The sequence below is a fragment of the Streptomyces sp. NPDC088197 genome (assembly GCF_044741185.1).
Classification (GTDB): Bacteria; Actinomycetota; Actinomycetes; order Streptomycetales; family Streptomycetaceae; genus Actinacidiphila.
In genome coordinates, this window is sequence record NZ_JBIUSD010000002.1 from 481,987 (window position 1) to 502,802 (window position 20,816).

At 72.1% G+C, this 20,816-nt stretch carries 19 protein-coding genes; 9 read left to right on the forward strand and 10 right to left on the reverse strand.

What is annotated here, in order from left to right:
* Positions 1 to 2: 2 nt before the first annotated feature.
* Complete coding sequence (locus ACIOC1_RS06825) at positions 3 to 656, reverse strand: pentapeptide repeat-containing protein (protein ID WP_401852413.1); 654 nt, start codon at positions 654 to 656, stop codon at positions 3 to 5.
* A 107-nt stretch (positions 657 to 763) separates the two neighbouring features.
* Here ACIOC1_RS06825 and ACIOC1_RS06830 point away from each other — a divergent pair, with 107 nt between their 5' ends.
* Together ACIOC1_RS06830 and ACIOC1_RS06835 are read left to right on the forward strand one after the other, a co-directional pair.
* Positions 764 to 2,158: an FtsW/RodA/SpoVE family cell cycle protein gene (locus ACIOC1_RS06830; protein WP_401852416.1), complete on the forward strand. Its 1,395-nt coding sequence runs from the start codon at positions 764 to 766 to the stop codon at positions 2,156 to 2,158.
* The gene (locus ACIOC1_RS06835; protein WP_401852417.1) at positions 2,155 to 3,615 is read left to right on the forward strand and encodes a peptidoglycan D,D-transpeptidase FtsI family protein; all 1,461 of its coding nucleotides are present in this window, start codon (positions 2,155 to 2,157) and stop codon (positions 3,613 to 3,615) included. Before ACIOC1_RS06830 ends, ACIOC1_RS06835 begins: the two co-directional genes overlap by 4 nt.
* A 34-nt stretch (positions 3,616 to 3,649) precedes the next feature.
* Here ACIOC1_RS06835 and ACIOC1_RS06840 read toward each other — a convergent pair whose 3' ends face one another.
* The 3 genes from ACIOC1_RS06840 to ACIOC1_RS06850 form a co-directional block, all read right to left on the reverse strand.
* Positions 3,650 to 4,531, reverse strand: coding sequence for a polysaccharide deacetylase family protein (locus ACIOC1_RS06840; protein ID WP_391161581.1), 882 nt, complete (start codon positions 4,529 to 4,531; stop codon positions 3,650 to 3,652).
* A 176-nt stretch (positions 4,532 to 4,707) separates the two neighbouring features.
* The gene (locus ACIOC1_RS06845) at positions 4,708 to 5,892 is read right to left on the reverse strand and encodes a CapA family protein (protein WP_401852420.1); all 1,185 of its coding nucleotides are present in this window, start codon (positions 5,890 to 5,892) and stop codon (positions 4,708 to 4,710) included.
* 30 nt (positions 5,893 to 5,922) lie between these two features.
* Complete coding sequence (locus ACIOC1_RS06850; RefSeq protein ID WP_355344403.1) at positions 5,923 to 7,032, reverse strand: ferritin-like domain-containing protein; 1,110 nt, start codon at positions 7,030 to 7,032, stop codon at positions 5,923 to 5,925.
* A 105-nt stretch (positions 7,033 to 7,137) separates the two neighbouring features.
* Here ACIOC1_RS06850 and ACIOC1_RS06855 point away from each other — a divergent pair, with 105 nt between their 5' ends.
* From ACIOC1_RS06855 to ACIOC1_RS06875, 5 genes are all read left to right on the forward strand, one after another.
* On the forward strand, positions 7,138 to 8,031 hold the full coding sequence (locus ACIOC1_RS06855) for a diiron oxygenase (RefSeq protein WP_401852423.1): 894 nt from the start codon (positions 7,138 to 7,140) through the stop codon (positions 8,029 to 8,031).
* Positions 8,032 to 8,120: 89 nt separating this feature from the next.
* Entirely contained in the window at positions 8,121 to 8,855 is a 735-nt protein-coding gene (locus ACIOC1_RS06860; protein ID WP_355344409.1) for a TetR/AcrR family transcriptional regulator, read from the forward strand.
* 46 nt (positions 8,856 to 8,901) lie between these two features.
* Positions 8,902 to 9,165: a hypothetical protein gene (locus tag ACIOC1_RS06865; protein WP_355344412.1), complete on the forward strand. Its 264-nt coding sequence runs from the start codon at positions 8,902 to 8,904 to the stop codon at positions 9,163 to 9,165.
* 200 nt (positions 9,166 to 9,365) lie between these two features.
* Complete coding sequence (locus tag ACIOC1_RS06870) at positions 9,366 to 11,042, forward strand: chitinase (protein ID WP_401852426.1); 1,677 nt, start codon at positions 9,366 to 9,368, stop codon at positions 11,040 to 11,042.
* 268 nt (positions 11,043 to 11,310) lie between these two features.
* Positions 11,311 to 12,669 (forward strand): NlpC/P60 family protein, encoded by a 1,359-nt coding sequence (locus ACIOC1_RS06875; protein ID WP_391044431.1) that lies wholly within the window; start codon positions 11,311 to 11,313, stop codon positions 12,667 to 12,669.
* Between the two features lie 37 nt (positions 12,670 to 12,706).
* Here the strand turns inward: ACIOC1_RS06875 and ACIOC1_RS06880 are convergent, their stop codons facing one another.
* The 5 genes from ACIOC1_RS06880 to ACIOC1_RS06900 are packed head-to-tail and all read right to left on the reverse strand — an operon-like array spanning position 12,707 to position 18,040.
* On the reverse strand, positions 12,707 to 13,963 hold the full coding sequence (locus tag ACIOC1_RS06880; protein WP_401852429.1) for a styrene monooxygenase/indole monooxygenase family protein: 1,257 nt from the start codon (positions 13,961 to 13,963) through the stop codon (positions 12,707 to 12,709).
* Between the two features lie 52 nt (positions 13,964 to 14,015).
* Positions 14,016 to 14,624 carry an ATP/GTP-binding protein gene (locus ACIOC1_RS06885; protein ID WP_355344424.1) on the reverse strand — a complete coding sequence of 203 codons (609 nt, stop codon included), beginning with the start codon at positions 14,622 to 14,624 and terminating at the stop codon, positions 14,016 to 14,018.
* On the reverse strand, positions 14,605 to 14,997 hold the full coding sequence (locus ACIOC1_RS06890) for a DUF742 domain-containing protein (RefSeq protein ID WP_188281760.1): 393 nt from the start codon (positions 14,995 to 14,997) through the stop codon (positions 14,605 to 14,607). The genes ACIOC1_RS06885 and ACIOC1_RS06890 overlap by 20 nt, the downstream gene beginning before the upstream one ends.
* A complete protein-coding gene (locus ACIOC1_RS06895; protein WP_355344428.1) occupies positions 14,997 to 15,485 on the reverse strand; it encodes a roadblock/LC7 domain-containing protein in 489 nt (162 codons plus the stop codon). Before ACIOC1_RS06895 ends, ACIOC1_RS06890 begins: the two co-directional genes overlap by 1 nt.
* Before the next feature lie 26 nt (positions 15,486 to 15,511).
* Positions 15,512 to 18,040, reverse strand: coding sequence for a nitrate- and nitrite sensing domain-containing protein (locus ACIOC1_RS06900; protein ID WP_401852433.1), 2,529 nt, complete (start codon positions 18,038 to 18,040; stop codon positions 15,512 to 15,514).
* A 400-nt stretch (positions 18,041 to 18,440) separates the two neighbouring features.
* On the opposite strand from ACIOC1_RS06900, the gene ACIOC1_RS06905 reads away from it, so the two are divergent.
* Entirely contained in the window at positions 18,441 to 19,199 is a 759-nt protein-coding gene (locus tag ACIOC1_RS06905) for a hypothetical protein (RefSeq protein WP_391044423.1), read from the forward strand.
* Positions 19,200 to 19,215: 16 nt separating this feature from the next.
* On the opposite strand, the gene ACIOC1_RS06910 is transcribed toward ACIOC1_RS06905, so the two are convergent.
* A complete protein-coding gene (locus tag ACIOC1_RS06910; RefSeq protein ID WP_355344462.1) occupies positions 19,216 to 19,629 on the reverse strand; it encodes a MarR family transcriptional regulator in 414 nt (137 codons plus the stop codon).
* Positions 19,630 to 19,868: 239 nt separating this feature from the next.
* On the opposite strand from ACIOC1_RS06910, the gene ACIOC1_RS06915 reads away from it, so the two are divergent.
* Entirely contained in the window at positions 19,869 to 20,741 is an 873-nt protein-coding gene (locus tag ACIOC1_RS06915; RefSeq protein ID WP_355344437.1) for a lysozyme, read from the forward strand.
* Positions 20,742 to 20,816: the final 75 nt, after the last annotated feature.

The following is a 20,816-nucleotide window of genomic DNA, read 5'->3' on the forward strand; positions in this document are numbered from 1 at the left end:
TCCTATCGGTCCGTGACCGTGATGCCCAGGGTCTGGGCGAGCGCGGGGGCGAGGTCGAGAAGCTGCGAGGAGCTGATGACGGCGCCGCGCAGCGACTCGTATCCGTCGGCGAGGTCGATGGTGACCGCGCCGCGCAGGTCGGCCTTCTTCAGCGTCGCGCGGCCGAGCCGGGCGCGCTCGATGCTGCTGCCGGGGAAGGTCACCCCGTTCAGCTTGGCCTCGCCGAAGTCGACGTCGCGCAGGACGCAGTCCTCGAAGGCCACGTCGTGCAGGGCGGTGGCGCGCAGATTCACGGAGTCCAGTTTGCAGCGCCGGAAGGTGACCCGGCGCAGGACGGCTCCGAACGCCTCCACGCCCGCCAGCGAGCAGGCGGTGAGCGAGGAGTCCAGCCAGTCGCTCTCGGCGAGCGAGACGCCCGTGAAGCGGCTGCCGGTGGCCCACAGGTCGTTGATCCGGGACCGGCGCAGGGTGGTGTCCGTGAAGGTGCAGTCGGTGACCGCGCACTCCAGGAAGCGGGAGCCGTTGGCCGCGTCGTCCTCGAAGGCGAGGCGGTCGAAGTGGACCGTGTCGTAGTCCCCTTCGACGGCCAGCGGGCCGGTGTGAGGACGCAGCAGATCGGCGTACGGAAGGTCGGCGAGTTCGTCCGGGGGTGTCACTCGGCCAGCGTACGCGGCACCTCCGACAGCGCCCCGTGAGGCATCGGCGGCCCACCGGGAAGCCGACTTAAGGGACATACACCCCACCCCTTGCTAGGTTGCAGCCCATGAGCGCAACCAGCGCCGCGGCGGCGGACGCTCCCCCGGCCGCCCTGCGGATGCCCCGCCGCCGCGGTGTGGAGCTGTCGCTGATCGTCGCCGCGGTACTGATCTCGGTGTACGGCTACGCCGAGGTCGGCCTGGCCAGGAACGGCGCGGTGCCGCCCGACGCCGCGGCCTACGGGGCGGGCCTGGGCGTGCTCGCGCTCCTGGCGCACCTCGCGGTCCGGGCCCGCGCCCCCTACGCAGATCCGCTGCTGCTGCCGATCGCCGTGCTGCTCAACGGCTTCGGCCTGGTGCTGATCTACCGCCTCGACCTGGAGCCGGTGCTCGGCGGCCGGGCGGCGCCCACCCAGCTGATCTGGTCCACGCTCGGGGTGGCGCTGTTCATCGCGGTGGTGCTGGCGCTGCGCGACCACAGGACACCGGCCCGCTACGCGTACATCAGCGTGACCGCCGCACTGCTGCTCATGGTGCTGCCGATCTTCTTCCCCGCGATCAACGGCGCGAAGATCTGGATCAGGGTCGCCGGATTCTCCTTCCAGCCGGGCGAGTTCGCCAAGGTGCTGCTCGCGGTCTTCTTCGCCGCCTACCTGTCGGCCAACCGCGCGGCGCTGGCGTACGCGGGCCGCCGGGTGTGGCGGCTGCAACTGCCCACCGGCCGCGTGCTGGGCCCGGTGGTGGCGATCTGGCTGCTCAGCGTCGGTGTCCTGGTGGTCGAGCGCGACCTGGGCACCTCGCTGCTCTTCTTCGGCCTGTTCGTGATCATGCTGTACGTGGCGACCGGGCGGACCGGCTGGATCGCCGTGGGGCTGCTGCTCGCCGGGGTGGGCGCGTGCGCGGTCGGCGCGCTGGAGCCGCATGTGCACAGCAGGGTGCAGGACTGGCTGCGCCCCTTCGCGACCATCGACGCGGGCATCGGCCCCAACCAGATCTCGCAGTCGCTGTTCGCCTTCGCCAACGGCGGGGTGCTCGGCACCGGGCTCGGCCAGGGCCACTCCGCGCTGATCGGCTTCGCCGCGAAGTCGGACTTCATCCTGGCCACCGCGGGCGAGGAGCTGGGCCTGTTCGGACTGACCGCGCTGCTCCTGCTGTACGCGCTGCTGGTGGCGCGCGGCTTCCGGGCCGGGCTCGCGCTGCGCGACCCCTTCGGGCGGCTGCTCGCGGTCGGCCTGGCCTCGATCCTGGCGCTCCAGGTCTTCGTGATCACCGGCGGGGTGATGGACCTGATCCCGATGACGGGCATGGCGATGCCGTTCCTCGCGCAGGGCGGCTCGTCGGTCGTGACCAACTGGATCATCGTGGCGCTGCTGATCCGGCTCAGCGACAGCGCCCGCCGTCCGGCGCCCGATCTGCCCGAGGGGCCGCCGGACCAGCTCGCGCCGCTGGAGCGGACCCGGTGATCCGCTGTGTGCGGCACGCCGCCGCCTTCTGCTTCCTGCTGCTGGTCGCGCTGCTGCTCAACGCGGCGCGGGTGCAGGTCGTCAAGGCGTCCGCGTACGACGGCAACCCGGCCAACCGGCGGATCGCGATCACCCGTTACCACCAGCCGCGCGGCGACATCCTCGTCGGCGGCTCCCCGGTGACCGGATCACGCGACGCGGGCGGCCAGTTGAGGTACCAGCGGACGTACGCCGACGGGCCGCTGTACGCGCCGGTGACCGGCTTCGCCTCGCAGACGTACGGCACGACGCTGCTGGAGGGCACCGAGGACGGCGTGCTGTCGGGCACGGCCTCGCAGTTGGCGTCGGTGCCGCTGTGGAACGAGATCACCCGGGCGCGGCAGCGCGGCGGCGATGTGCACACCACGATCGACGCGGCGGCGCAGCGGGCGGCGTACACCGGCCTCGCGGGCCGCAGGGGCGCGGTGGCCGCGGTGGATCCGGCGACCGGGCGGATTCTGGCGCTGGTGTCGTCGCCGTCCTACGACCCGGCGGCGCTGTCGGGCACCGGCGCGGCGGTGAACGACGCGTGGACGCGGATGAACACGGACACAAGTCAGCCGATGCTGGACCGGGCGATCCGGCAGACGTATCCGCCGGGTTCGACGTTCAAGGTCGTCACGGCCGCCGCCGCGCTCCAGAGCGGCAAGGTCACCGATCTGCTGGCGCCGACGCGCTCCCCCGATCCGTACCGGCTGCCGGGTTCGACGGCCACGCTCACCAACGAGGGCGGCGGCTGCGCCGACGCCAGCATGTACGACGCCTTCCGGGTGTCGTGCAACACCGTCTTCGCCAAGCTGGGCGCCGACGTGGGGCTGGCCGGGATGCGGGCGCAGGCGCAGGCGTTCGGCTTCAACGACACGCGGCTGCGGATTCCGCCGTCCGTCGCGAAGAGCAACTTCGACACGCGGATGAGCCCCGACCAGGTGGCGCTCTCCTCGATCGGGCAGTTCGACACGACCGCGACGCCGTTGCAGATGGCGATGGTGGCGGCGGCGGTCGGCAACGGCGGGGTGCTGATGGCGCCGTACCTGGTGGACTCGGTGACCAACCACAGCGGGGCGACGGTCTCCGCCGACGGGCCGCGGACGCTGCACCGGGCGATGAGCGAGGGCACCGCGCGGCAGCTCCAGCAGCTGATGGAGGCGGTGGTCACCGACGGCACCGGCACCAACGCGGCGATCCCCGGTGTCGTCGTCGGCGGCAAGACCGGCACCGCGCAGCACGGTGTGGACAACACCGGGACGCCGTACGCCTGGTTCATCTCCTACGCGAAGCCGCCGGGCGGTACGCAGGCGTCGGTGGCGGTGGCGGTGGTCGTCGAGGACGCGGAGGCGGTGCGGGCGGACATCTCCGGCGGCGGGAACGCGGCGCCCATCGCGCGGGCGGTCATGCAGGCGGTGCTGAACGCGCGCTGACGTGCCGTCGGGGACAAGCGCCGTGCGACGGCGGTCACTTCACCTTGGGGAAGCTGAAGGCGTAGCCCTGCCCCTTGAGCCAGGGCAGGATCTGCTCCAGCGCGTCCACGGTCTGCTCACGGTCGCCGCCGCCGTCGTGGAAGAGGATCGTCGGGCCGTTGCTCAGCTCGTACTTGATGGTCTGCACGATCGTGCCGACGCCGGGCTTGGTGTAGTCCTTGGTGTCGACGTTCCAGCCGAGCGGGCGCATGCCGTGCTGGGCGGCGAGCGCGCGGCTGGCCGGGGTGAAGGCGCCGCCGGGGGCGCGGTAGTACTGCACGGGCGCGCCTCCCGAGGCTTCCTCGATCATGGCGTAGGCGTCCATGATCTCCTTCTGCTGGTACGCGAAGGGCTTGTGGTCCATCGACTCGTCGTGGGTCACGGTGTGGTCGCACAGCCGGTGTCCCGCGGCGACGACGGCGCGTACGAGGTCGGGGTGGGCCTTGGCCTGCGGGCCGATCATGCAGAAGGTGGCGTGGACGCCGTGCTGCTTGAGGACGTCGAGCACCTTGGGCGTCCAGACCGGGTCGGGGCCGTCGTCGATGGTGATGTTGACGGCCTTGCCCGCGGCTTCCGGCGCGTGCACGATCGTGTCGGGCACCGCGGCCACGGTGGGTATGTGGCTGGTGGGCGTACCGGACGGGCCGGTCGAACCCGCGCCCGTACCGCCGCCGTCGCTCCCGTTGCCGCCGCCCTTGCCGCCGCCGTTCACCCCGCCGATGACGCCGGTGCCGTTGTTCGCCGACGCCTTGCCGTGCCCGTGTGCCAGGACCGCGGTGGCCACCGACGCGATCACCACCACCAGGACCGCCATCGTGATGGCCGCCGCCTGCGGCATCGTCCTCAGTCGCCCCACCGAGAATCGCCCTCCGGTCATCGTCTGTACCCGCCCGCCTCGTTGATTCCATCGACCCGGTCCGCGCCGTGTTCCACGCGCTGTCCGCACGGCCGGCCGTCCCCCCGGCTCCGCGACCGAATAGATGCTGCTGCCTCCGCGTCGGTTCCGCCATGGGCACGTCGGCGACACTGCCGTTACAGAACCCGGACGTCCGGCTAACTCCCTGGTGGCGACGTCAGCCCGGTGCACCGGCGCAACTGCTCGTACCGGTGGGTGATCCGCTGCCCCGCCGCGCCGGTCCGCGGCTGCGGTACGCCCGCGCCGTCGACGAGGGCGGGCGCGAAGACGGCGCGGGTGACCTTGCCGCGGCGGACGGTCAGTGTGGTGACGCCGGTCTCGTCGGAGTGCGGGTACGGCGAGGAGCCGTACCAGAGGAAGTTGCCGAACCCGTAGGCCACATAGGTCGGGCCGAGCATGCCGGAGCCGAGCATCACATGGGCGTGGGTGCCGACGACCGCGGTGGCCCCGGCCGCCGACAGGTCGGCCGCGATCGACTTCTGCTCGGGCCCCGGGCAGCTCTGGCCCTCGGTGCCCCAGTGCAGATAGACCACCACGACGTCGGCGTGCGCCTTGGCGTCCCTGACCGCCTTCAGCAGCCGGGGGCGGTCGAGCGCGGAGGCGATGCCGGGGGCGGTGGCGGTGGCCCGGAAGTTCTCGTTGGTGATGTCGTAGACCTGGCTGGCGGCGACGACCGCGAGGCGTACGCCGTTGACCGTCTCGGTGTACGGGCGGTACGCCTCCGCCGCGTCGGCGCCGATGCCGACCACGGGGACCGGCGCCACGCGCTTGGCCGCGAGGCTGTCGGCCAGGCCCTGGGCGCCGTAGTCCACGGCGTGGTTGTTGGCCATGGTGACGGCGTCGACGCCGGACCGCTGGAGCGCGGCGAGCGCGTCGGGGCCGGTCCTGAAGTGGTACTTCTTCGGCTGCGGGGTGCCGCGCGTGGTGATCGCGGACTCCAGGTTGACCATCGAGAAGTCGGCGGCGGCCAGCGCCGTCGACATCGGCCCGAGCGCCGGGTCGATGCCGAGCCGGTTCGCCGTCCGCTCGGTGAAGTGCACGTCCCCGGCGAAGGCGAGGGTCACGGTGCCGGCGGGCTCGGCCGGGCGCGCGGCGGCGTCCGCCGTCGGCGTCGAGGAGGGCGCGGCGCCGCCGGTCGTGGCGGTGCGCGAGTCCGGTGCGGGTCCGGCCTCGGTGGAGCCGCCGCGGCCGTAGGCCACGTACAGGGAACCGGCGGCGACGAGCAGCAGCGCCGTACCGCCGACGACGGTGTTTCTGCGTCGGCGGCGTGCTCTGGCCCGGCGTGTCTCGCGCCGCGATTCCGGTCCGGCTCCCTCGTTCATCGGACAAGCGTACGATCCGCTCGCCGTGGGTCAGTGCGGGGCCGCCCCCTGCGCGATGGCGTCGGTGACCTCGGCCACGCGGGCCTGCTCCTCGGCGGCGAAGCGTTCCGCGTCGAGTTTCTCCGCGATCTCCTCGTCCTCGTCCATGAGCTGGTCGAGGTTGGAGTCACCGAGGTCGAAGACGCCCATGTCGAGGTACGCCTTCTGGAGCCGGGGTCCCCACAGGCCGATGTCCTTCACGCACGGCACGATGCGGCTGAAGAGCAGCTTGCGGAACAGGTGCAGGAATTCGGAGCGTTCGGTCATCTCGGCGGCCTCGGCGGTGGGGATGCCGAAGTTCTCCAGGACTTCGAGGCCGCGCAGCCGGTCGCGCATCAGGTAGCAGCCCTCGATGACGAAGTCCTCACGCTCGCGCAGTTCGGCGTCGGTGAGCTGCTTGTAGTAGTCGCGCAGCGCCATCCGTCCGAAGGCGACGTGCCGGGCCTCGTCCTGCATGACGTAGGCCAGGATCTGCTTGGGCAGCGGCTTGGTGGTGGTGTCGCGGATCATGCCGAAGGCGGCGAGCGCCAGGCCCTCGATGAGCACCTGCATGCCGAGGTAGGGCATGTCCCAGCGCGCGTCGCGCAGGGTGTCGCCGAGCAGCGCCTGGAGGTTGTCGTTGATCGGGTAGACCATCCCGACCTTGTCCTGGAGGAAGCGGCCGTAGATCTCGGCGTGCCGGGCCTCGTCCATGGTCTGGGTGGCGGAGTAGAACTTCGCGTCGAGGTCGGGGACGGACTCCACGATCCGGGCGGCGCAGATCATCGCACCCTGCTCGCCGTGGAGGAACTGGCTGAACTGCCAGGAGGTGTAGTGCTGCCGCAGCAGCCCGCGGTCGCGGGCGTTCATCGCGTCCCAGTAGCGGCTGCCGTAGATGGACATGGCCTCGTCGGGGGTGCCGAGCGGGTCGTACGGGTCGACCTCCAGGTCCCAGGCGATGCGCTTGGCCGCGTCCCACTGCTTGTCCTTGCCCTTCTGGTAGAGGGCGAGCAGGCGTTCGCGGCCGTCGCCGTACTCCCAGGAGAAGCGGGCGGCGCCCTGGGCCGGGACCTGCCAGATCCACTCGGTGGGCGGTTGCGTGTACAGGGCTTCCGTCGACATCGGCGGCTCCATTCCACGTGCGCGGGGTCTTGACGGGCTTGTTGACACAGAGTCTCATAAGAGTCGTACCGCAGGTAACCCTCATGCGCCGGAGGCCACTTCACGATGGACACCAGCCTGATCGACCGCGAGAAGACCGCGGAGCGGCTGCTGGCCGCGTCCGCCAAGCACTCGTTCGACCCGGACACCGAGCTGGACTGGGACGCGCCCTTCGAGGAAGGCAAGTGGTTCTGGCCGCCGGAGCTGGTGTCGCTGTACGACACCCCGCTGTGGAAGCGGATGTCGCAGGAGCAGCGCGTCGAGCTGAGCCGCCATGAGGCGGCGTCGCTGTGCTCGATCGGCGTCTGGTTCGAGACGATCCTGATGCAGCTCCTGCTGCGGCACACCTACGACCTGGACCCGACCAGCAACCATGTGCGGTACGCGCTGACGGAGATCGCCGACGAGTGCCGGCACTCGAAGATGTTCGCGCGGGCCGTGACGAAGATGGGCACGCCCACCTACCGCCCCAGCAGGCTCGACCACAATCTCGGCCGGCTGATCAAGACGGTGTCCACCACGCCCGGCGCCTTCACCGGCACGCTGCTGGCCGAGGAGATCCTGGACTGGATGCAGCGGCTGACCTTCCCCGACGACCGCGTGCAGCCCTTCGTCCAGGGTGTGACCCGGATTCACGTGGTCGAGGAGGCCCGGCACATCCGCTACGCCCGCGAGGAGCTGCGCCGCCAGATGGTGACGGCGCCGCGCTGGGAGGTCGAATTCACCCGGCTGACCTCCGCGCAGGCCGCCAGGACCATCGCCCGTTCGCTGATCAGCCCGCAGGTCTACGCGTCGGTGGGCCTCGACCCCGCCCAGGCGGCCGAGGCGGCCCGCACCAGCCCGCACCGCCGCGAGGTGATGCGGCAGTCGGCGAAGCGGCTGATGGACTTCCTGGACGAGATCGGGCTGATCAAGGGCCCGAGCCGCAAGCTGTGGCGCTCGTCCGGACTGCTCGGCTGACCCGGCCGCGCCCGCGGACCCGGACACCCGTGCGAAGCCCCGCGCCCGGGCCGACCCGTTCACGTGTGCGGGCGGATAGTCTGCTGGACATGACCAGCAGCGCGGCGCCCGCATACCGCCGGATGAGCGTCGAGCAGCGCCGTACGCAGTTGCTGGCCGCCGCCGTCGACCTGTTCGGCCACCGGCGGCCGGAGGACGTGTCGGTCGACGACGTCGCGGCGGCGGCCGGGGTCTCCCGGCCGCTGGTCTACCGCTACTTCCCCGGCGGCAAGCAGCAGTTGTACGAGGCCGCGGTGCACGACGCGGCGCAGGAGCTGATCGGCCGCTTCGGCGTCCCCTCGCAGGGGCCGCCGACCGAACGGCTCGCGGACGCGCTGGACCGCTACCTGGCGTATGTGGACGAGCACGACGCGGCGTACGGGGCGCTGCTGCGCGGCGGCAGCGTCGCCGAGACCAGCCGTACGGACGCGATCGTGGACGACGTACGGCGCAGGGCCGCGGAGCAGGTGCTGCACCACCTCGGGGTGACGGCGCCGGGGCCGCGGCTGGCGATGATGGTCAGGTCGTGGATCGCCTGCGTGGAGGCGATATCGCTGATCTGGCTGGACGAGGGCAAGCAGCCGCCGGTCGCGGAGCTGCGGGCGTGGCTGGTGGACCACTTCATCGGGCTGCTGCTGGTGACCGCGACGACCGACCCGGAGGCCGCGGAGGCCGCCGCCCGCGCGCTGGCGCTGGAGACCCCGAGCAGCCCGGCCGGCGGGCTGGCGCGGCGGCTCGCGCCGATCGCGGACGCGGTCGCACATCTGCTCCCCGACCCCTCCTGACCCCGACCGGGGAACCCCGCGCCGCCCGCCGTGCCATCCTGAGCGGGTGAGACACGAGGACACGGAATTCGTCGGGGGCCCGCTGGACGGGCGGGTGCTCGGCGTGCTCGCCGGGATGACCGGGCAACCGCCGCGCGTCTACACCGTGCCCGTACCCACGCCCGAGGGCGGTCCGCCGGTGGTGCACGTCTACCACCGCGAGCCCAGCCCCGGCCCGCGCGGCTCCCGCCGTACCCGCTGGGTCTTCGTGTACGACCCGGAGGGCAACCGCCCGGACGGCCCCAAGTGGCCCTGGCGCAAAGGCGCCTGACGCCCCGCCGGACGGGCCCGCGCGGCCACGCGGGACATCGCGTCGGACCGGGCCGCGCGGCGCGCGGCGCAAAGGCGGCCGAACCGGACGGTTCCACAGGTCAAAGGGCCGGGTATTGGTCCGGACCATTGACACGCATTGGTCTGGACCTGTTTGCTGCGCGGTGACATGCGCCGTCCTCACCGAAGGAGCATCCCCCCATGCTCTCCACCGCACCGCGCAACAGACGCAGAACCTTCATCGCCGCCTCCGCCACCCTCGCGGGCGCCGTCGCGCTCGGCGGGCTCGTGGCGCTCGCCCCGTCCGCCAGCGCGGGCGAGTTCCTGACCAACGGCGGCTTCGAGACCGGCGGCCTGTCCGGCTGGAGCTGCGACGCGGGCACCGCCGCCGTCGTCAGCGGCCAGGCGCACAGCGGCACTTACGCCCTCCAGGGCACGCCGAGCGCGAGCGGCACCGCGCAGTGCAAGCAGAACGTGTCCGTCGCGCCGAACACCACGTACACCCTGACCGCCCAGGTCAAGGGCGCGTACGTCTACCTCGGCGTGGACGGCGGCACCAGTACGTGGACGCCCGGCACGGGCAGCGGCTACGCGGCGCTGAGCGTGTCCTTCACCACCGGCGCGAGCCAGACCAGCGCGGCGGTCTACGTGCACGGCTGGTACGGCCAGCCCGCGTACCTCGCCGACGACGTCTCGCTCCAGGGCCCAGGCAGCGGCACGACCACGCCGCCCACGACGCCCCCGACCACCCCGCCCACGACCCCGCCGACGACGCACCCGACCACTCCCCCCACCACCCCGCCGACGACGCCTCCCACGACGCCGCCGACCACTCCCCCGACCTCGCCCCCGCCCTCCGGCGGACTGCCCACCCACGCGCTGGTCGGCTATCTGCACGAGACGTTCGCCAACGGCTCCGGCTACACCAAGCTGGCGGACGTGCCCGACAGTTGGAACATCATCGACCTGGCGTTCGGCGAGACCAGCTCGCCGACCTCGGGCAGCATCCACTTCACCCGCTGCTCGGCCAGCGAGTGCCCGGGAGTGGAGTCCGACGCGGACTTCAAGGCCGCGATCAAGGCCAAGCAGGCCAAGGGCAAGAAGGTGCTGCTGTCCATCGGCGGCGCGAACGGCGAGGTGCAGCTCACCACGACGGCCGCCCGCGACGCCTTCGTCTCCTCGGTGAGCGGCATCATCGACACCTGGGGCCTGAACGGCATCGACATCGACTTCGAGGGCCACTCGCTGTCCCTGAACACCGGTGACACCGACTTCAAGAACCCGACCACCCCGGTGATCGTCAACCTGATCTCGGCGCTGAAGACGCTCAAGGCCAAGTACGGCAGCGGCTTCGTGCTGACGATGGCGCCCGAGACGTTCTTCGTCCAGATGGGCTACCAGTACTACGGCTCGGGCCCGTGGGGCGGCCAGGACCCGCGCTGCGGCGCGTACCTGCCGGTGATCTACGCGATGCGCAACGACCTGACGCTGCTGCACGTCCAGGACTACAACTCCGGCTCGATCATGGGCCTGGACAACCAGTACCACTCCATGGGCGGCGCGGACTTCCACATCGCGATGACCGACATGCTCCTCACCGGCTTCCCGGTGGCGGGCAACACCGCCAACATGTTCCCGGCGCTCGCCCCCTCGCAGGTCGCGATCGGCCTGCCCGCCTCGGTCAACGCGGGCAACGGCTACACCGCCCCGGCCGCCGTCGACCAGGCGCTCGACTGCCTGACCAAGAAGACCAACTGCGGCGGCTACACCACCCACGGCACCTGGCCCGCGCTGCGCGGCCTGATGACGTGGTCGGTGAACTGGGACAAGTTCAGCAACTGGGAGTTCCAGAAGAACTTCACCAGCTACTTCGGCTGAACCGCCCGAAGATCCCCCGCCGATCCGTCGGCGGCCTTCGACCGAGCCGGTGACGGCTCCTGAAACGCGTACGGCCCGGCCGCCGAGGGCGGTGACCGGGCCGTACGCTTTTTATGTCCGGAAGGTGATCGCACGGCGAAGATCACCTGTGAGAGTGACCGGGTTGCGCGGAATCGCCTATTCCCTCTGTCGAACATATGACAATTCGTGGCAGGATGCGGATCGCGTAGCGTGTTACCGACCGGTTACGGGAGATGAGGGGTAGTCAGTGGCCCGAGGTACCAGGAGGTGGCTGCGTTCGGCCGCGGTCTGCGGCACTCTGCTCGCCGCCGCGGCACTCGCCCTGCCGGCCCAGCAGGCGGCGGCGCGACCCTACGACCCACCGCCCGCGGCGGAGGTCTCGCTGCCCGATCTGCTGACCAGGCTCCAGACCCTCTACGCGCAGACGGAGACGGCGACCGAGTCGTTCAACAAGGCCAAGGAGACCGCCGACCGGCAGCGCGCCCAGGCCGACCAGGTCGACGCACAACTCGCCGACCAGCGGGTCTCGGTCGCGGACAAGCGCGACGAGGTGGGTCTGATGGCCCGCCAGATGTACAAGGACGGCAGCGTGTCGCCGTACCTGTCGATGCTGACCGGCCAGACCCCGCAGGACTTCTTCGGGCAGCGGCACGTCCTGGACCGGGCCGCCGACCACCAGCAGGACGTACTGGCCGAGCTGACCAGCGGCGAGCAGCGGCTGAACGAGCTGAACACCCAGGCGCAGCAGGCGCTGGACAAGGCGCAGTCCGCGCTGGCCGTCCAGCAGGCGCAGAAGAACACGGTGGAAAAGCGCCTCCAGGAGGTCGAGTCGATACTGGCCGGGCTCACCGGCGTGCAGATCAGCGAATTGCAGTCGCTGGAGGAAAAGGGCGTCAACAAGGCGCAGCAGGAGTTCCTCGACTCCAAGGCGCTGGGTTCCGACGCCGACAGCCGCCTGCCGTCCGACGCGGGGAAGCGGGCCATCAGCTACGCCTTCATGCAGCTCGGCAAGCCGTATGTGTGGGGCGCGCAGGGTCCGGACTCCTTCGACTGCTCGGGGCTGACCTCGCAGGCGTGGTCGCACGCCGGGGTGACCATCCCGCGCACCAGCCAGGAGCAGTGGGCGCGGCTCCCGCACGTGCCGCTCGAACTGCTGCGCCCCGGCGACCTGGTGATCTACTTCTCCGGCGCCACCCATGTGGCGATCTACATCGGCGACGGCCTGGTGGTCCAGGCGCCGCGCCCCGGCTCGGTGGTGAAGGTCTCGCCGATCGCCGCCAACCCGATACTGGGCGCCGTCCGCCCGGACCTCGGCAGCGCCCCGGCCGGGGACTACACCCTGCCGAAGATCCCCAAGCAGGCCGAGCAGCCGACGCCGTTCAGCCCGCAGGTGACGCCCCCGGCGCCCAAGCCCAGGACCTCCGGCGGGTCGACCGGCACCGCGCCGGCCACGCCGCCGCCGCACTCCACGGGTCCCGTCACCCGGCCGACCCCGGGCGAGAGCACGCCGCCGCCGAGGATCACCCCGACGCCGACGCCCTCGGACACCCCGTCCGGCGGCCCGACGCCCACGCCCTCCGCCACCGAGAGCGGGGGCGCGAGCTAGGGCCTGTCCGGCGGTCCGTGGGAGCCGGGTCCGACGCCTAGGCGGAGGGCCCGGCGCCCGCCGCGGCCTGCGCCTCGGCGAGATACGCCCCGGCGCGCTCCGGGTCGAAGAACCACTCCTCGTAGTCGGCCGGGTCGTCGAAGCCGTTGGCGAAGCGGTCGGCGACCGGCTGGAGCCCGCCCGCCGCGCCGATCAGGCCGAGGACGTGCTCCGGCGGCGGCGCGAGCATCGCGTTGGTCCACTTGGTGACCGGCGCCGCGTGGTCCCAGTAGCGGTCGAAGGCGCTCTGCATCCACGCGCGGTCGAAGGGCAGCTCGCCGCGCTCGACGATGCTCGCCAGATACGAGGCCGCGCACTTGGCGGCGTTGTTGGAACCCTGGCCGGTGATCGGGTCGTTGGCCACCACGACGTCCGCGACGCCCAGAACCAGCCCGCCCGAGGGCAGTTCACCGACCGGCTCGCGCACGGTCGGCGCGTACCGCCCGGCGAGCGTGCCGCCCGCGTCGGTCAGCTCGACCGAGCCCGCCCGGTCGTACTCCCACGGCGTGAAGCGGCGCATCAGGTCAAGTGTGAGGCGGAGCTGCTCCGCGGGGTCCTTGACGCCCTGGAAGACGTCGACCGGGCCGCCGGGCACGCCCTCCCAGAAGAGTATGTCGGCCGGGCCCGAGGTGGTCAGCGTCGGCATCACGAACAACTCGCCGACGCCCGGCACCAGATTGCAGCGCACCGCGAAGAAGTCGGGGTGCTCGGGGCGGGGCCCGAGGCCGTGCACATACGACACCGCGAGCGCCCGCTGGGGGGCGTCGTAGGGCGAACGGGCGGCGTCCCGGCGGAACATGGAGACGATCTCGCCCTTGCCCGCGGCCACCAGCACCAGGTCGTAGGCGCGGGAGAAGTAGTCCAGATCCGATACGGCCACACCGTGGATGACGAGCTTGCCGCCGCGCTCGGCGAAGGTCTCCATCCAGCCTGCCATCTTCACCCGCTGGTCGACGGACTGCGCGTGACCGCGCAGCCTGCCCACCCAGTCGATCGGCCGTGAGGCGTCGGGCGCGGAGACGGAGACACCCACTCCCTCGATGCGCGGCGCCTGGTCCTCCCAGAAGTTCAGCCCGAGGTCGCGTTCGTGCTGGAGCGCGGTGGCGAACATGCACTGGGTGGACATCACCCGGCCGCCGCGTATCTCGTCGGCGGTCCGGTTGGACATCACGGTGACGTCATAGCCCTGGGACTGGAGGCCCAGGGCGAGTTGGAGCCCGGCCTGCCCGGCTCCGACGATGAGTATCTTGCGCACAACGGCTCGCTTCAGGTCGATGGACTTCGTAAGGCGGCGGCAACCGCGGCCACTACATGGGCTGTTCGGACAGCGCGTGCCCGACCAGCGCCAGCAGCGCCTCCACCACTGAATACCGCTTGCGAGCGTCGATCACCAATACGGGGATGTGGGCGGGTACGGCCAGTGCCTCACGGACGTCGTCCGGGGTGTACTGCGCCGTGCCCTCGAACTGGTTGACGGCGACCGTGTAGGGCAGACCGGTGCCCTCGAAGTAGTCCAACGCCGGGAAGCAGTCGGCCAGTCGGCGGGTGTCGGCGAGCACGACCGCGCCTATCGCGCCGCGCACGAGGTCGTCCCACATGAACCAGAAGCGCTGCTGTCCCGGCGTGCCGAAGACGTACAGCACCAGGTCCTGGTCCAGGGTGATCCGGCCGAAGTCCATGGCCACCGTGGTGGTGGTCTTGTCGGGAGTGGCGGCGAGGTCGTCGACGGCCTCGCTGGCCTGGGTCATCACCGCCTCGGTGGTGAGCGGTGCGATCTCGGAGACGGCGCCGACGAAGGTGGTCTTGCCCACGCCGAAGCCGCCCGCCACCACGATCTTCGTGGAGACCGGCGCCCTGCCGCGTTCCTTCTGCCACTCTTGCAGGCCGTCCTGCTGGTCAGAGCCTGCGAAGTCCACTGAGCACCCTTTCGAGCAGCGCGCGGTCGGGGCTGCCGGGCCCGTGCCCGGTTCCGTACACGCGGATCCTTCCCTGGTCCGCCAGGTCACTGATCAGGACACGGACGACGCCGAGCGGCATCCGCAGGAGTGCGGAGATCTCGGCCACCGACCGCATTCTGCGGCACAGTTCGACGATCGCCCGCAGCTCGGGCATCACGCGCTCGGCCCAGTCGCCCCTGGTGAGGGCGAGTTGTTCGCCCGGACCGTCAACGGTGGCCACGAACGTCTCGACCATGAGCACATGGCCGAACCGCGTGCGACCGCCGGTCAAAGCGTACGGGCGTACGCGCGCGGTGCGCCGGTCGGCTCCGCGTTGGGGCAGCGACGGCATCAGCGGGCACTCTCCAGGGCGTGGCGCAGCTCACTGCGCAGTGCGGGGGTCAGGACGTGTCCGGCCCGTCCGACGAACAGGGCCATGTGGTAGGCGATGACGCTCATGTCGCAGTCGGCGCCCGCGTGCACGCCCAGCAGCGAGCCGTCGCTGATCGACATGACGAACAACGCGCCGTCGCTCATCGCGACGGTGGTCTGCCGGACCTTGCCGCCGTCCATGAGCTTCGCCGCGCCGACGGTGAGGGAGGCCAGGCCCGACACGACGGCGGCGAGGTCGCCGCGGTCCCCCGCGGGGTTCTTCCGCGGGGCGGGGACCGCCGGGTCCTCGTCGGCCGGCGGCGCGGGGGGCGGCGACGCGTCGGCCTCGGCGTGCGAGGTGATCAGCAGCAGGCCGTCGGAGGAGACCACGGCGACCGAGCGGACGCCGTGCACCTCCTCGACGAAGCTCTGCAACAGCCACTGGAGATTGCGCGCCTCATGACTCAAGTCCTTCGTTTGCGTGCCGACCGCGTTCAACGGGTCGCCTCCTCAACGGTTTCGGCTGGGCCTGCGTCCCCCTGGTCGTCCCCTCGCACGTCCGTGGTCGTGACCGCGGTGCCCTCCACCGCTCCCGGTCCCGCTCCGGCTCCCTGCTCCGGTATCACCACTCCTGCCCCGGCGACCGGTCCTGATCCGCTGGTGATCTCCTCCTCGACGTCCCGCCGTCCGGCCTGCAATCCCCTTTGCAGACCGCCCAGTTTGCGCCGCAGCGCCTCGGCGTCGACCGGTCCCCCGCGCTGCGGCTCGCGCGTCGCGGGCTCTCCGGTCAGACCGGTGCTGCGCGGGGTCCGCTGCGGCAGCCCCTTGCCGGTGAGGCTGCCGCCGACGGGCGCGGCAGGCGTGTCGGCTGCGGACACCCTACGGTGCCTGGGCCGGGAGGCGCCCTGTCCTGGCGCGGTCCCGCCGTCCGGAGCCGGGCGGGTGTGCTCGGTCTGGCGCGGTACGGCCGGGTCGGCGGCGGGCGCGGGCGCCCGGCCGAACTCCGGTGCGGCGGTGGCGGTTTCGGCGGCCGGTTCCGGGGCTGACGGGGCGTCGGCCCCGGCGCCGGTCGGCGTCGTGGCCGCGGGCATCGGCTCGCCCGCCAGCGCGGCCTCCACCGGCGTGGCGGGCTGCTCGTCGGGCTGCGCGGCCGGAAGCAGGACCCGCGGCAGCACGACGACGGCGGCGGTGCCGCCGAGCTTCTGCGGGCGCAACTGCACCCGGACGCCGTGCCGGTGGGCGAGCCGGGAGACCACGTACAGGCCCATGCCGGAGACCGTGCCGGGCGGGGCCGGGTCGGGGTCGGCGAGTACCGCGTTGAGCTCGCCGAGGCGTTCCGGCGGTACGCCGATGCCCGCGTCCTCGACCGACAGCATGACCTCGCCGCTCTCCAGCAGCCAGCCGGACAGGTGCACTTCGGCGTGCGGGGCGGAGAAGGAGGTGGCGTTGTCGAGGAGTTCGGCCAGCAGGTGGCTGATGTCGTCGGCGGCGCGGCCCGCGATCCGGGCGACGGCGAGCGCCTGGATGCGTACCCGGTCGTACCGCTCGATCTCGGAGATCGCGGCGCGTGCCACGTCGACCAGCGGGACCGGGCGGGCGGCGGCGCCGTGGCTGTGCTCGGTGCCGGTGAGGACCAGCAGATTCTCGCTGTTGCGCCGCATGCGGGTGGCGAGGTGGTCCAGCTTGAACAGGGTCTCCAGCCGGTCCGGCTCCTGCTCCTGGTCCTCCAGGCCCTCGATCAGGGTGAGTTGACGCTCCACCAGGCCGAGGGTGCGCAGGCTGAGGTTGACGTAGGTGAGCTGCGCGGCGCCCTGCGTGGTGGCGGCGGCGAGCTGGCGGGTCAGCTCGTCCTGGCGGCGCAGCAGCGTGTCCCGCTCGGCGGAGAGCGCGCCGTGCACGCCGAGCGCGCGGATGCGGTCGGCGGCCAGGTCGGCGGAGCGCGAGCGCAGCGCCTGGGCCTCCTGCGTCAGCGCGTTGGCCCGGCGGGCGACGGCGGCGAATTCGTCGGTGCCGGTCACCTCGGCGCCCTGGCCGCTCTCGGCGTCGGCGCGGGACCAGCGGTGCAGCGCGGCCAGCGGGCGGGTGAGGCTGCGGAAGACGGTGACGAGGACGCCCACCACGAGCAGCAGGCAGAGCGCGGCGAGCGCGGCCCGCAGCTCCAGCGCGGTGACGTCGTCGTCGCGGTCGTGGGCGGCGGCGCGGGCCTCGTCGGTGGCGGCGGACGCCTCGACCGTACGCATCAGGCCGATCCTGGCGGTCAGCGCCGCGTTGACCGGCTTCGCGCCCAGCGCCCGGTCGGAGCGGGTGAGTTGCCCGCCGTCGAGGAGCTGGGCGAGGTCGCGGTCAGCCTGCGCGGTGTCGGCGCCGGTGACGGTCTGGTCGTACTGGCCGCGCAGGTCGGCGGGGGCCGTGGCGCGGAATTCGGCGAGCGCGGCCTGTTCCTGGACGTGGGCGACCTGGGCCGCGGCGGTCAGCTCCGGCTGGGTGCCGCCCGCGGTGAGCGCGGCGACCAGCAGGCCGCGCTGGACGGCGGCGGCGGTGACGGCGCGGGTCAGCGGCGCGGTGACCGGGCCCGCGGTCCTGCCGAGGGCGTCGAGCAGCGGCTGGTAGGCGCTGATGACGCTCTGCGGGCCGCCGTCGCCGCCGAGGGCGCCCTGCCGGACGCGGGGCAGCGCGGCGAGCGCGGTCCGCAGGCCGGCGGGGGCGTCGGCGGCGACGTCCTGGACCTGGCGGTCGACGCGGGAGCGGCTGTCCTCCGGCAGGCCGTCGCCGCTGGCCGCGTCACGGCCGTCGGCGGCGAAGGCGGCGAGGTCGTCGCGCTCGTCGGCGAGGGAGTGGGCGAGCACGGTGGCGCGGGTGGTGAGCTGGGCCGCGTCCGCCCGGTCCTGGGCCCGCGACAGGTCGCGGACCGCGAGGGCGACGCCTGGAGCGGCGGCGGCCAGGACGGTCACGGCGCAGACGAGCAGGGCGGCGAGCAGACGCTGCCGGACCCTCCGCTCTCGCGGTTGACGTCGTTCACGCAACTTCGGTGCTCGCAATCACGTATCGCCGGCGGGCCCGGGAGTGTCCCCGGGGAATATGCAGAAGTCCCTCCGACCCTTGCAGCCCCGCCCGGAGAGGTGCCACGCGTCGCTCCCCCGGACACTCGAACGAGTGAATCGCAACGAGGAGTTGACCGACAAGTCCGGCGTGCGCGGGGACACTTCGCCCGGCGTGGACGGCACTGGCGCGGTGCTGCGACCTTTGGCAGGATGCCCGCGCGCATATGCCCATGCGCCCCGGTCCGTACCAATGGGGCCGTCCGCGGGGGGCGCGGTTTCGAACGCCGGGCCGCCGCGCGGGGTGCCGGGGAGCCGCCGTCCGGCCACCGCCGGGACACCCGCGGGCCGCCGTCCGTACCCGCGGGTCCCGCACACTGGTCCCATGCGCATCGAGACGGCCACCGCGCCCGGCACCCCCGACCGTCCGAACGAGGACTTCGTCTCCGTGGCCCTGCCCGCTTCCGGGCAGGGCGGCGCCGTGGTCCTGCTGGACGGGGTGACGCCGCCGCCGGACAACGGAGATTGCGTGCACTCGGTGCCGTGGTTCACCGCCCGGGTCGGCGGCGCGCTGCTCGAACTGTCCGTTTCCCGGCCGGAGATGACGCTTCCCGACGCTCTGTCCGCCGCGATCGGCAGGACGGCCGCGGCACACCGTGACACCTGTGATCTTTCTCACCCGCTCACCCCGCAGGCCACGGTGGTCGCCGTCCGCTGGGACGAGGAGTACGTCGAGCACCTGGTGCTGTCGGACTCGGCGCTGCTGCTGGAGTCGCCGGACGGCGAGGTGACCGCGGTGCTGGACGACCGGATCGACCGGCTGCGCGCCGCGGGCGTACGGGTCGGGCCGCTGCGCAATCTGGAGGGCGGTTTCTTCACCGCCGCCGCCGATCCCGCGGTCGTCTCGCGGGCCGTCACCGGCCGCACCCCGCGCTCCCGGGTCCGCGCGCTGGCCGCGCTCACCGACGGCGCCGCCCGTACCGTCGAGGTCTTCGGCGACGACGCCTGGTCCGATGTCCTCACCCTGCTCCGCAAGGCGGGCCCCGAGGCCCTGATCGCCCGCGTGCGCGCCCGCGAGGCCGCCGAGGAGTCCCCCGGCGGAAAGCGCCACGACGACGCGACAGCGGTCCTGGTGGAGCTGTAGCCGCGCGGGGCGCGCGCTACTCCTCGTTGTTCAGGCGCTGGAGCAGGCGGGCCAGCTCCGCGACGTCCGTGCGGTCCCAGGCCATGAGCTGGCGCAGGTAGCGCTCGCGGCGGGCGGTGCGGACGCGGGAGAAGCGCTCGCGGCCCTCGGCGGTCAGGCGCATCAGGAAGGCGCGGCCGTCGGCGGGGTCGGGCTCGCGGGTGACCAGGCCCAGTTCCTCCATGGCCCGCAACTGGCGGCTCATGGTGGCCTTTCCGACCCCGAAGTACGCCGCGAGTTCGGTGGCGCGCTCGGGTTCCGTCTCCTCCAGCCGGACCAGCAGGCCGTACGCGGCGGGTTCCAGTTCCGGGTGGACGGCGCGGGCGAGGTCGCCCGAGGTGGCGCGGGCGCGCCGGAACAGCACGGTCAGTTCGCGCTCCAGCGCGTCCATGTCGCTGTCGTCGGATCCGGCCGCTTCCGCCGCCTGTCTCGCCTCGTTCACACCGTTCCCGCTTTCAACGCCTGAAAGTTTCCTTCACTCACGGTTGTTTCCGCAGCACGTCAAGTATTTCGCAGGAGTAGACCATCGGCGGTTTCCTGACCCCCTTTCACGCCCGGAGTCGCGCCTCTACCTTCAAATCTGTCATGGCCACTGCAAGGCCATGCCGAGTCCCCACCATGGAGGCACGAATGTCCCACGGAGATCTCTCCGTCGTGCACGGCCCCGGCTCGGTCCGGAAGAGGCTCGGCCTGCTGGCCGGTCTGTTCGTCACCATGCTCGCGATGGTGTTCGTCCTGCCCGGCTCCGCCAGCGCGGCGAGCGGCACGGGGCACCTCACGCACCCCGAACTCGACTGGATGGGCTCCACCATCAAGGCGCACGAGGGCTCCAGCGCCTCCTCGTCGTCGTCCGCCGGGACCGTCACCCCGATGGCGACGCAGACGCTCGGCATGGACGTCTCCGGCTACCAGGGGAACGTCAACTGGGCCACCGCGTGGGCGAACGGCGGCAAGTTCGCCTACGTCAAGGCGACCGAGAGCACGTCGTACACCAACCCGTACTTCACGCAGCAGTACAACGGGTCGTACAACGTGGGCATGATCCGCGGCTCGTACCACTTCGCCACCCCCGACACCTCCGGCGGCGCCGCGCAGGCCGACTACTTCATCGCCCACGGCGGCGGCTGGTCCGGCGACGGCAAGACGCTGCCGGGCGCGCTGGACATCGAGTACAACCCCTACGGCGCGACCTGCTACGGCCTGAGCCAGGCCAGCATGGTGAGCTGGATCCACGCCTTCGCCAACCAGTACCACGCGCGTGAGGGTGTCTACCCGGTCATCTACACCACCTTCGACTGGTGGAACACCTGCACGGGGAACAACAGCGGCTTCGCCACCACCAGCCCGATCTGGATCGCGAAGTACACCAGCACGGTCGGCACCCTGCCCGCGGGCTACGGCTTCTACACCTTCTGGCAGTACGGCGACGCCGGCACCTTCCCCGGTGACCAGGACCGCTTCAACGGAGACCTGTCCCGTCTCCAGGCCCTCGCCCTGGGCTAGTCACCTCGCGGCGGCTCCCGCACGCACGAGTTCCCCGCACCCTCGTCCCAAGGGTGCGGGGAACTCGCGTGTTCA